We start from the raw sequence: 13,512 nt of genomic DNA, 5'->3' as shown, positions 1-13,512 counted from the left end.
GGTGGGTTGGCAGAGTCTACCGATGCGCGTGCGACGCCCGTGATCCTGCGGCGAGGTTGGTTGCCACGGGCTCTGGCCCTGCTCATGGCCGTGGCCATCTGGGTTCCAGCGGGCCCAGCCCTCGCCCTGAGCGACACCCAGCAACTGGTGGTGGAAGCCTGGAGGCTGGTCAATCAGAGCTACGTGGACCCCGATCGCTTCGAGGCGATTCGCTGGCGCCAACTGCGGCAGAAAGCACTGGAGCAACCGATCGAGACCAGTGCCGCCGCCTACGACGCCATCGCCTCCATGCTCGCGCCGCTTGGCGATCCCTACACCCGGCTGTTGCGGCCGGTCGATTACCAGGTGCTGCGCTCCAGCACCGAAGGCAGCCTCAGCGGCATTGGCCTCCAGCTCGGCCTCAGCCCAGACGGGGAGAGGATCCTGGCAATCACACCAATAGAAGGGTCGCCGGCCGCGCTGGCGGGCATCGTGACGGGCAGCCAGATCCTTGAGGTCGAAGGGCAGTCAGCAGCTGCCCTGGGGCTCGAGGCCACAGCCGGCCGGCTGCGCGGGGCCGCCGGAACCAAAGTGGAACTTCTACTGCTCACTCCAGAGGGCAGCCAGCAGGCTTTGGTGCTGGAGCGCCGTGAGCTGGACCTGCAACCGGTGCGCAGTCGGGAACTGGAGTGGCAGGGCCACCGCCTTGGCTACCTACGCATCAACCAGTTCAGTGAACCGGTGCCAGGGCAGGTCAAAGAAGCATTGACGCGCTGGTCCGCCGCTGGAATCGAAGGGCTGATCCTGGATCTACGCAACGATTCCGGTGGGCTGGTCGAGTCGGGGCTGGCCGTGGCCGATGGCTTGCTCGACGGGGAGCCGGTGGTGGAAACCATGGATCGCCAGGGGCTCAGGGAACAGATCCGCACCTCCCCGGGCCTGTGGTTCGCCGGACCGATGGTCACCCTGGTGAATGGCGGAACCGCCAGCGCCAGCGAGATCCTGGCTGGGGCCCTTCAAGACGATGGCCGCTCCCTGTTGCTGGGCAGCCGTACCTTCGGCAAAGGTCTGATCCAGACCTTGATCGGCCTGGGTGACGGCAGCGGGCTTGCCGTTACCGTGGCGCGCTACGTGACGCCGAGCGGCCGGGACATCCAGAACCTCGGCATCGCCCCCGATCGTCTTTTGGCCGAGCCGGAGCCACTCAACCCCGGCGGCACTGATGACACCTGGCTGGAGGAGGCCCAGCAGCAGCTCGTGGACCTGCTGGATCCAAGGCCATGACCAGCCGCACGTATCACGACCCCTTGCACGGGGCCATTCGCCTGGATCGCTCCCTGCCGGCCGAAGCCCTGGTGATGGACCTGGTCGAAACGGTGCCCTTTCAGCGGCTGCGGCGCATCCGCCAACTCGGACCAGCCTTCCTGACCTTCCATGGCGCCGAATCCAGCCGCTTCACCCACAGCCTCGGTGTGCTGCATCTGGCGCGCCGAGCCCTGGCTGGGCTGAGCCGCCAACAACCCGATCTGGCCAGACACCAAGGAGTGCTCTATGCCGCCGCCCTTCTGCATGATCTCGGCCACGCTCCGCTCAGCCACTCCGGTGAGGAGATGTTTGGGCTGCGCCATGAGCAATGGTCAGCGCGGCTGGTACGCGAGGACCCAGCCCTACGGGACCGGCTGGAGGCCTTTGAACCCGGCACGGCCAGAGCGGTGGCCGACCTGCTCGAAAGCGGCCGGCACAACTGCGCCGCCGTGGCCGCCCTGGTCAGCAGTCAGCTCGACTGCGACCGGCTCGACTACTTGCTGCGGGACAGCCACAGCACCGGGACCTGCTACGGCCAGCTGGATCTCGAGCGGATCCTGGCGGCGCTCTGCATGGCCCCCGACGGCAGCCTGGCGCTCCACCCCAAGGGTCTGATGGCCGTGGAGCATTACCTGGTGGTGCGCAATCTGATGTACAGGAGCGTCTACAACCACCGCTTGAACGTGGTCTGCAACTGGCTGTTGAACCAGGCGATCGCCACCGCCCGGGCCCTTGGGCCAGGACTAGTTTTCGCCGACCCGGTGATGGCCCGCTGGCTCTGGCATCCCGAGGCCATCGACCTGCCCACCTTTTTAGGCAACGACGACATCCGCACCGGCTATCACCTGATGCGCTGGCGGCAGGAAGGACCCGAAGCCCTGCGCACCTTCAGCCGGCGCCTGCTCGACCGCCAACTGCTCAAGGCCATGGATGTGGGACGGCTGGACCGTGGCGGCCAACTGCAGCTTCTTGCCAAGGCCCAGCGCCTGAGCACGGCCGCCGGCCTGGATCCAGCCCTCTGCTGCGCCCTGCACCAGCGCCAGAGCCAGGGCTACCACCCCTATAAAGGTGGCCTGAGGCTGTGGGATGGCGAATCACTCCGGGCTCTGGAGACCAGCTCCAACCTGGTGGCCAGCCTGACTGAACCCGTCGAACTGGCCTGGTTGATCCACCCGGCTGAAGTTGGCGTCGCCCTCAAGCGCGAAGAGCGAGACCTGAGAGCCGGCGAATCCGGGCATCCTGCCTAAATTGGTCGCCTTCGGATGGGGCGATGGCTGCGCTTTTTCTTGCGGCGGCACGGCCGGGCCTGTCCCATCACCTGCTGCTGCCGGAGTGGACGCGTCAGTCGGGCGCTGTAGACGACGTGCTGCGCCACGACCTGGAGCAGCACTCCCCCCCCGGCGGGGCCGTGATCTTGCATGCCAACCACTGGCGGCTCACCCTTCCCGAGCTGCAGGCCTTGCGGCAACGGCTGCAGCGGCAAGGCCTGACCCTGATCGGCGTGGAATGCAGAAATACTGAAACCCTGGTGGCGGCGGCGGCCCTGGGGGTCACCGCCAGCGCAGGAGCAGATCTCACGCCCACAACGCCGCCAGTAGCAACAGCTTCGTCTTCGCCGGCAGAACCATCGCCACAGCCAGTAATCCCGCCTGACCCGCTGACCATCCATCGCGGCACACTGCGCTCCGGCGATCACCTCCAGGTGGAGGGATCGCTGCTGGTGCTCGGTGATGTGAATCCGGGCGCGCGGGCAAGCGCCGCCGGACACGTGCTGGTCTGGGGCCGGTTGCGGGGCATTGCCCACGCCGGCTGCCTGGGCGATGGCAGCGCCCGGATCGTTGCTCTGGAGCTGCGCCCGCTGCAACTGCGGATCGCCGCCGCCGTGGCCAGAGGCCCCAGTGATCCCCCTCCCGCCGGCCTGAGCGAGGAGGCCCGTCTGGTCGATGGCGTGATCCGCATCGATCCAGCCCAGGCGACCTGGCCGCTGGGCTTAGCCTGACCCCACCCCTGGCAGCGCCGTGACAACCGCTTTGAGCCGCACGATCCTGATCTGCTCTGGAAAAGGTGGGGTCGGCAAGACCACCCTGACCGCCAATCTGGGCATCGCCCTGGCTAAGCAGGGTGCCAGCACCGCTGTGCTGGACGCCGACTTCGGCCTGCGCAACCTGGATTTGCTGCTGGGCCTGGAAAACCGCATCGTGTACACCGCCCAGGAGGTGCTGGCCGAGAGCTGCCGGCTGGAGCAGGCCCTGGTCAAACACAAGCAGGAGCCCAAGCTCTCGCTGCTGCCAGCCGGCAATCCGCGCATGCTCGAGTGGCTTACCCCCGACGACATGAAAAAGATCGTCGGGATGCTGGAGGAACGCTTCGAGTTCGTGTTGATCGACTGCCCGGCCGGCATCGAAGATGGCTTCAAAAACGCGGCGGCCGCGGCCAAGGAAGCCCTCGTGGTCACCACACCGGAAGTGTCAGCGGTGCGCGACGCCGACCGGGTGATTGGCCTGCTCCAGACCCGAGACATCCAACCGATCCAGCTGGTTCTCAACCGCGTGCGACCGAAAATGATGGTCAATCAGGAGATGCTGGCGGTCAGCGATGTCACCGACATCCTGGCCCTGCCCCTGGTCGGTCTCGTGCTCGAAGACGAACAGGTGATCGTCTCGACCAACCGGGGTGAGCCGCTCACCTTGAACGGCAGCCGATCTCCCGCTGGCCTGGCTTACACGAACGTGGCCCGGCGGCTGCGGGGCGAGGACGTGCCGATCATCGACCCCAGCAAGGAGTCGCAGGGCTTTCGCGCCAGGCTCAGCCGGCTGATGCAAACCAAGATCTTCTGAGCCACGATGACCCTGCGCGATTTCATCGACAGATTGCTGGGCCGTCAGACCGCCAGCGCCACCACCGCCCGCCAGCGGCTTCAGCTGGTGCTTGCCCACGACCGCAGCGATCTCAACCCCGAGTTGCTTGAGCAGATGCGGCGCGAGATTCTCGAAGTGGTCTCGCGGTATGTGGAGATCGACCTTGAGGAAGTGGATGTGAGCCTGGAAACCGAGGAACGGGTGACGGCCCTGGTGGCCAACCTGCCGATCAAGCGGGCCCGCCCCACGCCACTGGAGGCTGCTGAAGCCAAGCCCGATCCTGAGTCCAAGGCCGAAGCGGCCACTGACACTCCGACTGACACGGCGACTGCTTCGGCCTGAGCCGGCCCGGCTGACCAGCCGCTGCGGCCGTGGGAACCCTGGAGCCAGTTGCCCGCTTCGCCGATGCCTTCGCTCCTCCCCAGCCTGGTGACCAGCCCGACCGAGCTTGTCAGCACTGCAGAGCGCGTCAGCCCCGCCGAGCAAAGGGTGCTGGAGCATCTGCGCCAGGGGCTCAGCAACAAGGCCATCGCCGCGGTGCTCGTTCTCAGCCACCGCACGGTGGAGAGCCATGTCTCCAGCCTGCTGGCCAAGACCGGCTGCGGCAACCGCAGCCAGCTGCTGCTTTGGGCTCTGGGCGAGCGATAAGCTGGCGCCTTGCCGGCTTAGCTCAGTGGTAGAGCAGCGCTTTTGTAAAGCGAAGGCCATCGGTTCAAATCCGTTAGCCGGCTTCCTTGACCAGGAATCGCGCGCGACTCCCCACCAGCACCACTGCTCTTTGCCATGCCTGCCTTTTCCCTGCCACTGCTGCTCGAAGCGTTCCTGTTGCTGACCGTGCTGGCAGGCTTCTTGGGGCTCTTGCTGCGCCGCAACCTGTTTCTCAAGCTGCTGGCCATGGACGTGATGTCGACCGGGGTGATCGGCTTTTTCGTCTTGCTGGCGGCCCGTCGTGGTTTGTATACCCCGATTCTCGAAACCCTTCCAGATCGCACAGCCGACGCGGCCTATGCCGATCCGATCCCCCAGGCCGTGATCCTCACGGCAATCGTGATCGGTTTCTCGACCCAGGCCCTGATGCTGGTGGCGATTTCCCAGCTCTCCCGACGCGAGCCCACCCTCCAAGTCGGCGCGATGGAGGAGATCAGCACCGAATGACCACCCCCGCCATCATCTGGTTGGTGTTGCCATTTCTGATGGCCTTCACCGGGGCCCTGCTGCCGGGCATTGAGACAACCCTGGCCCTGATTGTCGCCATCGCAACCGTGCTGGCCGGCTTGTTCGGCGCCATGGCCGCCGAACCTCTCAGCCTGCAGCTGGTGGGCCCCTACGGCATTGCACTGCTCATGGATCGGTTCGTCGCCCCGTTCCTGCTCCTCAATGGGCTGGTCACCGCGGCGGTGTTGCTGGACCGGAGAAGCCGCCCCCGGGCAGGCACCTTCGTGCTGGTGCTGCTCGTGCTCCATGGCGGCGTGAACTCCGCCCTGGTCTGCCAAGACCTGATCAGCCTTTACGTGGCCCTCGAAGTGGTGGGTCTGGCCTCCTTCCTGCTGATCGTCGGCCCCCAGAGCGCCAAGAGCCTCTGGATCGGCCTGCGTTATCTGCTGGTGGGCAACACCGCGATGCTGCTGTTCCTGATCGGAACCGCGCAGGTGTACCGCAGCAGCGGCTCCTTCCGGCTGATCGATCTGGCCGGTGCCTCCAGCACGGCGATGGCCCTGATCCTGGTGGGGCTGCTGACCAAGGCCGGGCTGTTTGTGTCAGGTCTGTGGCTGCCGCGCACCCATGCCGAGTCGCCAGCGGAGGTCTCCGCCATGCTCTCCGGGGTGGTTGTGACCGCCGGCGCCTGCCCGCTCGTGCGGGCCACGACCCTGGTCGAGCCACTCGCCCCCCTGGTGCTGGGGATCGGACTGGCCAGTGCCTGCTTCGGGGTTGGCCTTGCCCTGATCGAAACCGATGCCAAACGGATGTTGGCCTGGAGCACGCTCTCCCAGATGGGCCTGGCGGTGCTGGTGCCCGCTGTGGCCGGCTTCTACGCCCTCAGCCATGGTCTGGCCAAGGCCAGCCTCTTTTTGTTGAGTCGCCATTTCCCAAGCCGGCGGCTTGAGATCTGGACCCAGAACCCTTTGCCGCTGCAGGTCTGGTTCCCCCTGCAACTGGCGGCGCTATCGATCGCCGGCTGTCCCCTGCTGGTGGGGTTCCTCGCCAAGGAAAGTCTGCTCAAACAATTGCCAGGCCCCAGTGGCCTGCTGGTCACCAGCCTGGCGGTGGGCACGGCGGCGGTCTACGCCAGGCTCTGGGGGTGGCCCCTGCTAGGCCAACGTGATCAAGGGTCCAGTGATCAAGGATCCAGTGATCAAGGCTCGAAAGCGCCCGGTTGGCGGGCCTCCGGCGGAGTGCTGCTGTTGAGCCTTGCTCTGCTTTTGGCGGTGGGGCTCGGACCGGCTGGACCGAGCTGGGAGGGGTTTCTGTTGGTGGCGCCAGGGGCCGCCAGCTTGAAGGCCCTCGCCATCTTGGCCGCTGGCTGGCTGCTGCACCAACTCCTGCAGACCGTGCGACCACTGCTGAAGATGCCCAATCTCGAGCGGCTCGACGACCTTCTGGGCGGCCTGGCTGTGGTGGGGACGGCTTTAATTGTGATAATGGTCCGATGAAAACAGCCCTCCGAATGGAACTCTGGAGAGCTGGGACGACCCAATTGACGCTTGAGGAGGCCCGACGATGCGAGCGATGAAGCTCTGGGTGTTCTGGCTGCTGACCATCGGTTTCCGGCTGGGCATTTGGTTGTTGCTCACATCTGACACAAGCCAGTTCAACCTGTTCGTAGGGCTGCTGCTGGCCGTGGCCCTGCCCCGCTCCCGGGCCATCGCGGTAGCACCGGGGCTAGTGCTGGGCCTGGTCTGGAAGGTGATCATGGCCCTGCCCGAAGCCTATGGGGAGGCGATTCAGATGCTCAGCCGACACCATGGCCGTGAACGGCTGGCGATCGTGCCGGGCTCCGGCTCCCGCTCCTCGTTGGTGGTGTTTCTGGAGGTGTTTCTGATCACGCTTACCCCCCTGACAATCGCCCTGGGCAGGCTTCCCGATGGCTCGTACCAGGTTCACCGGCTCGAGAGAGGGAATCCGTGATTGGTGTTCTGGTGTCAGCGATGGTGCTGGCGTTGCTGCTGCCGGTGTTGATGACCTGCCGTACCACCGACCTCTGGCATCGACTGGCCGCTTTCGCGAGCATCTCCACCAAGATGGCGATCCTGCTGCTGGTGTTCTCGGTGTTCCGCGACGACTGGATGATCGGCGTGGTCGGCGTGATCGTGCTCAGCGTCGGCAATGCCGGGGTGATGCTGCTCGCCAACCTGCTGCGGGAGGTGGAGGCTTGATCACCCTGCCCACCCTGGTCACGCTGATCAGTGACTTGCTGCTCTTGTTCGGACTGGTCTTCTGGCTGTGGGGCACCTGGCCACTGCTTGGACGGGCCAGCTACCTCGCCAAGCTCCACAGCCTCTCGATCTCCGACACCCTGGGATCGGCCTTGATCGTGGTGGGCTTGCTGCTCAAGCTGCCGCGTGAGTGGCCCCTGCTCAGCCTGGCCCTGCTCAGCCTGGTGGTCTGGAACACCCTGTTCGGCTACGTGCTGGCGGTGTGCTCGCTGAGCAGGCCTGCGACAGGCCGGCCGGAATGATCACGGGTCTTGGCCTGCTGGTGCCGATCACAGCCCTGCTGCCCCTGACGGCGATCCTGCTGGTCAACCAGCGCAGCCCGTACCAGACCCTGGTGCTGCGGGGCGTTCTCGGGGCGATCGCCACCCTCGTGTATGCGCTGCTGGGCGCCGCCGATGTGGCCCTGACCGAAGCCCTGGTGGGCACCTTGCTCTCCACCACCCTCTATGCCATCGCCCTGCGCTCCTCGATGGTCTTTCGCCTCGAACTCAAGGCAGGGGTCGAGCTGGCACCCGAGCGGCGCGAGCTGCTGGAACGTTGGCTGCAGCAGGCCTTTTTGCGCCTTGAGGTGATCTCGCCTGCCAAGAACGCCCAAGCGGCTTCCCCAACCAAAGAGAAGCCCGTATTGACTGACCCTGCTGGGCTACCTGTTCATGGTTGGTTGCTCAGCGCTGACCAGCTCTCCATCGCCTCGCCTTGGCTGAGCAATCAGCTTCAGGGTCTCGCCGGAGCCCAGCTCTGGCAACGCGCTGGCGGCCTGATCGCCACAGGGGCAGGGGTGGCGAACGGATGACGATCCTCTACCTGATCAGCGCGGCCGCCCTCTGCCTGGCGCCACTGTTCGACCTGGTACGCCAGTCGCCCACCCCGGGCTTAGTCGCCGGGATCGCCCTGGCGGCCGGCGTGCCGAACACGGTGTCCGGCATCATTTTCGACATCCGCCTCTACGACACCGTCGGTGAAGTGATCGTGTTCACCCTCGCCTCGATCGGGGTGAAGTCGTCGCTCTCTGGAGAGACGCCAGCCACACGGATCCGTGGGGTCAAGGATGGACCCTCGATCGTGCTCTGCCAGCTCGGAGCCATGGTGAGCGCCCTGGTGGCCGTGGAACTGGCCCTGCGCGGTCACCTTTCGCCGGGCGGCGGCTTTGCCGCCGGCGTCGCCGGTGGCACCGCGATCGGCCTGTTGGTGATCAGTGGCTCCGCCGCCGCGACCGAGGCCCTCTACAGCCGTTACCGGGCCGACATCTGGGAAAAGGTGGCGGTAATTGGCTTTGTGGTGCTCTCGTCGTTCAGCCTGATCGGCCTGGGGCTACCTTCCGGGCCATTCGGCAGCCTCGTCAGTGGGGGCTGGATCCCCTGGCTGAACGTGCTGGTGGCCCTCAAGGTGACCCTGGGCTCCTGGGCGATTCTGCAACTGTTCGTTCGCTACAGGGGTTTGCTCTGAGCAGAGAATTCCTCTGAGCAGGGACTCAGTGCCGCTTACCGGCCAGTAGCCAGGCCGCTGCCAGCACGGGCAGCCAGATCAGGCCACGCAACTCGAACAACGGGGTGCCCCACTGCATCAGCGGCTCCATCACCGCATGGAAGAAGCTGAAAATCACCACGATCGCCAGGCTGAGCAGAAGCATCGGCAGTTCCAGATCTCACTCGAGGCTGAACGAACCAGGCCAACCCTCTGGCATCACAGCACCGCCCCGCAGAACCCGCCAGTGATCATCGGCCTCCCAGCGCAACACGGTGCTGGCCAAGCCAGCCATCGACGGCCAGGGCAGCGGGGCGAGGCGGGGAACGTTCGGGAAAACCGCCGCCGCCTCGCCGGCCGTGCGGCAGGGGGGCGCCCCTGAGCGGTTGGCGCTGGTGGTCGCCAACGGACCGCTGCAGGCCAGCAGCTCCAGGGCGGGATCACTGGCGGGAATGCGCAGGCCCAGGCTCGCGCCATGGGCGGGGGCATTGGGCTGCAGGGCCTGCACCACCACGCCGCGGGCCGGCAGCACCAGGGTGATCGGACCAGGCCAACAACGGGCCGCCATCGCCCGCCACTGCGGCAGCACAGCCAGCTCCAGGGCCGCAAGCAGGCTGCCGGGATCGGCGCCCATCAGGATCATCGCTTTCGTTGATGGCCGCCCCTTCAAGCGCCAGAGCTGGCCGGCACTGGCTGGCACGGCCGCTAAGGCCGGCAGGGTGTCGGTGGGGAAGATTCCAGCAGATCCAGCAGCCAGCGCCGCGGCAAGCTCGCCGGCCATGAGAAGGCCTTTGGCGCCAGTCTCTGGGGGCTGGATCTGCGGTGGGTCGGTCAACTGCACGGGGTGAAGGCGCGGGGTGTCGGAGCGAGATGACAGCGCGGGAAAGCTGGGGGGTTATCGAGCAGGCTCCGGGCGGCGGCCGCAGCTGAAGCGGCCATGGCCCTGGAGATCAGCAAACGAGGCCACCTGCTCAAGGCCTACGCCCGCCAACAGCGCCTGAACCCTCTCACTTTGATCGTGATGGTGTTCCAGCACCAACCACCCCCCGGGAGCCAGCCCGCTGGCGGCACCAGCGGCAATCAGGCGCAAGGCATCGAGGCCGTCCTCACCACCATCGAGCGCCAACCACGGTTCATGCAGACGGACCACCGGCTCCAGGCTGGCCAGCAGTGAGGAGGGAATGTAGGGAGGGTTGCTCACCACCAGATCAAAGGCACCGCAAAAGGCGGCCGCCTGGCCCCACCACGATCCCAGCTGCAGGTCGACCCGATCAGCAACCCCTGCCGCCAAAAGATTGGCCTCGGCCTGAAGGAGGGCGGCAGAACTGCAATCCACAGCCACACCAGCGCTGGTGGGCAACGCCCTGGCCAGGGCCACCGCCAGACATCCGGAGCCGGTGCCCAGGTCGGCCCAGCGCAGGAGGTGGGCTGGGGAATCGGGCGCCTGCTGTGCCATCAGCTCCAGGGCCAGATCCACAAGCTGCTCGGTTTCCTGGCGCGGGATCAGCACGCCGGGGGCCACCTGCAGCTCGAGATCACGCCAGGGGCAGAGCCCGACCAGATATTGCAAGGGGGTGTGCTCGCGCAAATGCTGGCGCCAGAGCCCGGCCAACTGCTCACAGCTGCACTGCAAAACAACAGCACGCTCTGGATCCAACCAGAGATGCTGACGCTCCGGCCCTCTTAACCCGGCGGCCAGATCCAGCAGCCAATCGAACGACGCGGCCTCGCCCCCCTCGGCCAGCATGGTGAGGCGCCAGGCCAGCAACTCGGAACCGGTGAGGTTTTCAACCACCTGAAGTGCCACGCCAGACGCTGGGCAGGAGCTGGTCATCAGCCTAGAAACCTGATCCCCCGCATGGTCGCCAGCAGAGTCCGGGTTCTGCCCTGATCTGGCCAGCCAATTCCAGGCCCAGCAACCGAGAGGCGAGATCCTTGACAGGCAGGCCCAGGGCCAAGCGGAGCTGCTCCAGCGAGGCTCCCCCACCGAGGGCAGCGAGCAGGGCCCGGTCAGAGGCTGAGGCTTGATGGGCGGGATGCCCCCCCTGGAGCGGCCCAGGAGTGAGCGGCACCCCCGCCTTTCCAGGGCAGCCCAGGGGGCCCTGGCCCAGCTGGGCGATCAGATCAGCGGCAGCAAGCAACGGCGTCGCCCCCCGCAACAGCAACCGATTGCTACCGGCGGCTGAGGCCTTGCCAGCATCGGCGGGGACCACCCAGAGGGGCAGCCCCTGCTCCCAGGCCAAGCTGGCGGAGTGGAGCGCACCGCTTTGCTCGGGGCACTCAACAACAATTACGGCCTGGGAGAGCGCCACCTGCAGACGGTTGCGCGCGGCGAAATGGCCGCGCGCTACCGCTGCCCCCGCAGGCAGCTCGCTGATCAGCAGCCCGTTGGTGGACACGGCGGCCTGGAGGCTGCCGTGATGGCGGGGATAAACCCGCTCCAGGGGTGTGCCCAGCACCGCAACAGGCCGGCCGCCGGCCTCGAGGCAGCCGCGGTGGACGGCCGCATCGATGCCTTCGGCCAGACCACTCACCACGGGCCAGCCCGCCTTGGCCAGGGCCGCCCCCAGCTCCCGCGCCATCGAGAGGCCATGCAGGGAGGGCCGGCGCGTTCCCACCACGGCAATGGCCAGGCGCTCGCGCAGCCTCGGCCAAAGCGTGCCGTGACCATCCCAGTAGAGGGCCAGGGGTGGACGGTCCAACTGGGCCAGGGCCCGGGGAGAGGCCGGATCACCGGGGAGAAGCACCCGCCGGGGGGAGGGCAACGGGAGATTGCCGTTGCGCCATGGATCCGCCCCCCAGCGGCGGCGATGCGCCTCGATCTGTGCCACCCGGGTTCGCCCCAGCCCTGGCAGCTCGAGCAACTGCTCAGCGGAGGTCCGCCAGGCTGCCTGCAGCGAGCCGAAGGCGGATTCGAGCTGGCCAAGGCGAGCCCAGCCCAACCCCGGGCAGCCACTCCAAAGCAACCACCAGAGCCGCCGCTGGCGGGGCCAAGGCCCCAGGCAGCTGGGGAACACTCCGGCCACAAGATCGCCCACGGCCTCCGCTCTTCACTTAGCAGTACAAAAATACTACAAGCAATGAAATTCCGGGTCCTCGGGAGGGCCCAGCGCCAAGGCCTTCAAGGCAGTCTCCAGATCAGGCGGATAGTGCCGCAGCAGTCGGCGCTGGCCGCGGTCAGGGCCAAGATCCAGCACCACCAGGTCCACCCGCGCCTCCGCCGCCAGTTCACCCCTCCCATTGAGAAAGCGGCTGCTCCAGATCAGACGTAGCCGCCGGCGCGATTCCACCACGCTGCGCACCTCCACGGCATCGCCATGCCTCAGGGGTTGCCGGTAATCCATCGCCAAGGCCACCACCGGCAGCTCCAGCCCCCGCTCCGAGAGCGCGCTGTAGGCCAGCCCGACCGAGGCCAGGGCTCCCACCCGGGCCTCCTCCAACCAACCCAGATAGGCGCCATGCCACATGACGCCGGCGTGGTCGGTGTGTTGGGGCAACACCAGGCGCCGGAGGCACCACTCACGGGCAGGCGGATTCAGTTGCGGCTGCATTACGACCTTTCCGTCCATGCGATCCCTACAGGGGGCTGAGCCATAAGCTGCTTCAGAACCGCGATGGCCTCGTGTTTCGCAATCTTTTGATCGCCGACTCCGGCAAGGGCAATGTCGAGGAGATGGTGCGCATGTTGCGTGCCCTTCCTTCCTTCAGGCAGGCTCGCCTCAACCTGCTCCATGTCGTCACCGAACAGGCTGGCGCTGGCTTTCAGGAGCATTGGCAGCGGGCCTCCGGGCTCGTGGCCGAAGCGATCCAACGCCTGGGCCTCAACCCCGAAGAGGTGAACGCAGTCATCCGCCAGGGCGATGCCAAACAGACCGTGCTCACGGTGGCCGACGAGCTCGATGTCGACCTGATCGTGATGGGCTCGCGCGGTCTGGGTCGACTGCAGTCGATCCTCTCGAACAGCTCCAGCCAATACGTGTTCCAGCTCGCCACCCGGCCGATGCTGCTGGTCCGCGACGACCTCTACGTGAGGCACGTCAACAGAGTCCTGGTCGCGATTGACGGCACCGGAGTGGGAGACGACGCTCTGCGAATCGCCTGCGAACTGGTGCGTGACATTCCCGGTGGCGTGCTCACGGGAGTCCACGTGAGCCGCAAGGACATCGTTCCCAGCCGGGGCGGCAAAAGCCCGGCCGATGACGTGCTCGAGAAAGCGGTGCAACGCGCCCGCAGCTTCGGTGTGGAGCTCAAGGGGCTGCACCGCACCGGTGACATCGGTCGCGGGGTCTGCGAGACGGCCCAAGAGGTCAACGCGGATCTCCTGGTGATCGCCTCCCAAGACCGGCGTCCTCTCGTGGCCAAGAGCCTGGTCGACATCGACCGGCTGCTCGGCAGTTCGGTGAGCGATTACATCCGGGTCCACGCCCAGGCCCCCGTGCTGCTGGTGCGGGAGCCCGAAAGGAACAACTGAG

General features: G+C 66.5%; 19 protein-coding genes and 1 tRNA gene. 15 read left to right on the top strand and 5 right to left on the bottom strand.

Translation table 11 applies throughout. The features are described from left to right. Positions 1-84: 84 nt before the first annotated feature. The 14 genes from ctpZ to BM449_RS09385 all read left to right on the top strand — a co-directional run bounded on the left by ctpZ (position 85) and on the right by BM449_RS09385 (position 9,022). Entirely contained in the window at positions 85-1,263 is a 1,179-nt protein-coding gene (ctpZ, locus tag BM449_RS09450) for a carboxyl-terminal processing protease CtpZ (RefSeq protein WP_071802166.1), read from the top strand. After that, positions 1,260-2,531 (top strand): HD domain-containing protein, encoded by a 1,272-nt coding sequence (locus BM449_RS09445; protein ID WP_071801017.1) that lies wholly within the window; start codon positions 1,260-1,262, stop codon positions 2,529-2,531. The genes ctpZ and BM449_RS09445 overlap by 4 nt, the downstream gene beginning before the upstream one ends. Positions 2,532-2,554: 23 nt before the next feature. After that, on the top strand, positions 2,555-3,283 hold the full coding sequence (locus tag BM449_RS09440; protein ID WP_071801016.1) for a septum site-determining protein MinC: 729 nt from the start codon (positions 2,555-2,557) through the stop codon (positions 3,281-3,283). Positions 3,284-3,302: 19 nt separating this feature from the next. Then, complete coding sequence (gene minD / locus BM449_RS09435; protein ID WP_071801015.1) at positions 3,303-4,121, top strand: septum site-determining protein MinD; 819 nt, start codon at positions 3,303-3,305, stop codon at positions 4,119-4,121. Positions 4,122-4,127: 6 nt separating this feature from the next. Continuing rightward, on the top strand, positions 4,128-4,484 hold the full coding sequence (minE, locus tag BM449_RS09430) for a cell division topological specificity factor MinE (protein ID WP_071801014.1): 357 nt from the start codon (positions 4,128-4,130) through the stop codon (positions 4,482-4,484). A 63-nt stretch (positions 4,485-4,547) separates the two neighbouring features. Next, complete coding sequence (locus BM449_RS09425; protein ID WP_083544497.1) at positions 4,548-4,790, top strand: helix-turn-helix transcriptional regulator; 243 nt, start codon at positions 4,548-4,550, stop codon at positions 4,788-4,790. Between the two features lie 11 nt (positions 4,791-4,801). Beyond that, positions 4,802-4,873 (top strand) — tRNA-Thr (locus tag BM449_RS09420). Between the two features lie 52 nt (positions 4,874-4,925). Next, entirely contained in the window at positions 4,926-5,297 is a 372-nt protein-coding gene (locus tag BM449_RS09415) for a cation:proton antiporter subunit C (RefSeq protein ID WP_186437618.1), read from the top strand. Continuing rightward, entirely contained in the window at positions 5,294-6,793 is a 1,500-nt protein-coding gene (locus BM449_RS09410) for a proton-conducting transporter membrane subunit (protein ID WP_071801013.1), read from the top strand. The genes BM449_RS09415 and BM449_RS09410 overlap by 4 nt, the downstream gene beginning before the upstream one ends. A 76-nt stretch (positions 6,794-6,869) precedes the next feature. Then, positions 6,870-7,268 carry a hypothetical protein gene (locus BM449_RS09405; protein ID WP_071801012.1) on the top strand — a complete coding sequence of 133 codons (399 nt, stop codon included), beginning with the start codon at positions 6,870-6,872 and terminating at the stop codon, positions 7,266-7,268. Further along, entirely contained in the window at positions 7,268-7,516 is a 249-nt protein-coding gene (locus BM449_RS09400; RefSeq protein ID WP_071802163.1) for a hypothetical protein, read from the top strand. Before BM449_RS09405 ends, BM449_RS09400 begins: the two co-directional genes overlap by 1 nt. Further along, positions 7,516-7,818, top strand: a complete 303-nt coding sequence (locus BM449_RS09395) for a monovalent cation/H(+) antiporter subunit G (protein WP_233831303.1) — start codon at positions 7,516-7,518, stop codon at positions 7,816-7,818. The genes BM449_RS09400 and BM449_RS09395 overlap by 1 nt, the downstream gene beginning before the upstream one ends. Beyond that, on the top strand, positions 7,815-8,369 hold the full coding sequence (locus BM449_RS09390) for a hydrogenase subunit MbhD domain-containing protein (RefSeq protein ID WP_071801011.1): 555 nt from the start codon (positions 7,815-7,817) through the stop codon (positions 8,367-8,369). The genes BM449_RS09395 and BM449_RS09390 overlap by 4 nt, the downstream gene beginning before the upstream one ends. Next, positions 8,366-9,022 carry a Na(+)/H(+) antiporter subunit B gene (locus BM449_RS09385; protein WP_071801010.1) on the top strand — a complete coding sequence of 219 codons (657 nt, stop codon included), beginning with the start codon at positions 8,366-8,368 and terminating at the stop codon, positions 9,020-9,022. The genes BM449_RS09390 and BM449_RS09385 overlap by 4 nt, the downstream gene beginning before the upstream one ends. Before the next feature lie 25 nt (positions 9,023-9,047). On the opposite strand, the gene BM449_RS15015 is transcribed toward BM449_RS09385, so the two are convergent. The 5 genes from BM449_RS15015 to BM449_RS09365 all read right to left on the bottom strand — a co-directional run bounded on the left by BM449_RS15015 (position 9,048) and on the right by BM449_RS09365 (position 12,609). Next, positions 9,048-9,206 carry a hypothetical protein gene (locus BM449_RS15015; protein WP_162922865.1) on the bottom strand — a complete coding sequence of 53 codons (159 nt, stop codon included), beginning with the start codon at positions 9,204-9,206 and terminating at the stop codon, positions 9,048-9,050. Positions 9,207-9,221: 15 nt separating this feature from the next. Then, complete coding sequence (locus BM449_RS09380; RefSeq protein ID WP_071802161.1) at positions 9,222-9,821, bottom strand: Sua5/YciO/YrdC/YwlC family protein; 600 nt, start codon at positions 9,819-9,821, stop codon at positions 9,222-9,224. Between the two features lie 114 nt (positions 9,822-9,935). Next, complete coding sequence (prmC, locus tag BM449_RS09375; protein ID WP_071801009.1) at positions 9,936-10,874, bottom strand: peptide chain release factor N(5)-glutamine methyltransferase; 939 nt, start codon at positions 10,872-10,874, stop codon at positions 9,936-9,938. A gap of 4 nt (positions 10,875-10,878) precedes the next feature. Then, positions 10,879-12,078: a DNA-processing protein DprA gene (locus BM449_RS09370; RefSeq protein ID WP_071801008.1), complete on the bottom strand. Its 1,200-nt coding sequence runs from the start codon at positions 12,076-12,078 to the stop codon at positions 10,879-10,881. 33 nt (positions 12,079-12,111) lie between these two features. Then, positions 12,112-12,609, bottom strand: a complete 498-nt coding sequence (locus BM449_RS09365; RefSeq protein ID WP_233830605.1) for an acyl-CoA thioesterase — start codon at positions 12,607-12,609, stop codon at positions 12,112-12,114. Positions 12,610-12,662: 53 nt separating this feature from the next. On the opposite strand from BM449_RS09365, the gene BM449_RS09360 reads away from it, so the two are divergent. Next, entirely contained in the window at positions 12,663-13,511 is an 849-nt protein-coding gene (locus tag BM449_RS09360) for a universal stress protein (protein WP_071801006.1), read from the top strand. Position 13,512 lies beyond the last annotated feature (1 nt).

Origin of the sequence: Synechococcus sp. SynAce01 (assembly GCF_001885215.1) — a bacterium.
In the GTDB taxonomy this organism is placed as follows: Bacteria; Cyanobacteriota; Cyanobacteriia; order PCC-6307; family Cyanobiaceae; genus Regnicoccus; species Regnicoccus frigidus.
This window is presented reverse-complemented; position numbering and strand designations above follow the sequence as displayed.

Excerpts from the sequence above, each read along its gene's own strand:
- BM449_RS09410 (WP_071801013.1), top strand. The coding sequence starts at position 5,294 with ATGACCACCCCCGCCATCATCTGGTTGGTGTTGCCATTTCTGATGGCC.
- BM449_RS09425 (WP_083544497.1), top strand. The coding sequence starts at position 4,548 with ATGCCTTCGCTCCTCCCCAGCCTGGTGACCAGCCCGACCGAGCTTGTC.
- BM449_RS09405 (WP_071801012.1), top strand. The coding sequence starts at position 6,870 with ATGAAGCTCTGGGTGTTCTGGCTGCTGACCATCGGTTTCCGGCTGGGC.
- BM449_RS09440 (WP_071801016.1), top strand. The coding sequence starts at position 2,555 with ATGGCTGCGCTTTTTCTTGCGGCGGCACGGCCGGGCCTGTCCCATCAC.
- BM449_RS09365 (WP_233830605.1), bottom strand. The coding sequence starts at position 12,609 with ATGGACGGAAAGGTCGTAATGCAGCCGCAACTGAATCCGCCTGCCCGT.
- BM449_RS09385 (WP_071801010.1), top strand. The coding sequence starts at position 8,366 with ATGACGATCCTCTACCTGATCAGCGCGGCCGCCCTCTGCCTGGCGCCA.
- BM449_RS09445 (WP_071801017.1), top strand. The coding sequence starts at position 1,260 with ATGACCAGCCGCACGTATCACGACCCCTTGCACGGGGCCATTCGCCTG.
- ctpZ (WP_071802166.1), top strand. The coding sequence starts at position 85 with ATGGCCGTGGCCATCTGGGTTCCAGCGGGCCCAGCCCTCGCCCTGAGC.
- BM449_RS09415 (WP_186437618.1), top strand. The coding sequence starts at position 4,926 with ATGCCTGCCTTTTCCCTGCCACTGCTGCTCGAAGCGTTCCTGTTGCTG.
- BM449_RS09380 (WP_071802161.1), bottom strand. The coding sequence starts at position 9,821 with ATGGCCGGCGAGCTTGCCGCGGCGCTGGCTGCTGGATCTGCTGGAATC.
- minE (WP_071801014.1), top strand. The coding sequence starts at position 4,128 with ATGACCCTGCGCGATTTCATCGACAGATTGCTGGGCCGTCAGACCGCC.
- BM449_RS15015 (WP_162922865.1), bottom strand. The coding sequence starts at position 9,206 with ATGCTTCTGCTCAGCCTGGCGATCGTGGTGATTTTCAGCTTCTTCCAT.
- BM449_RS09390 (WP_071801011.1), top strand. The coding sequence starts at position 7,815 with ATGATCACGGGTCTTGGCCTGCTGGTGCCGATCACAGCCCTGCTGCCC.
- prmC (WP_071801009.1), bottom strand. The coding sequence starts at position 10,874 with ATGACCAGCTCCTGCCCAGCGTCTGGCGTGGCACTTCAGGTGGTTGAA.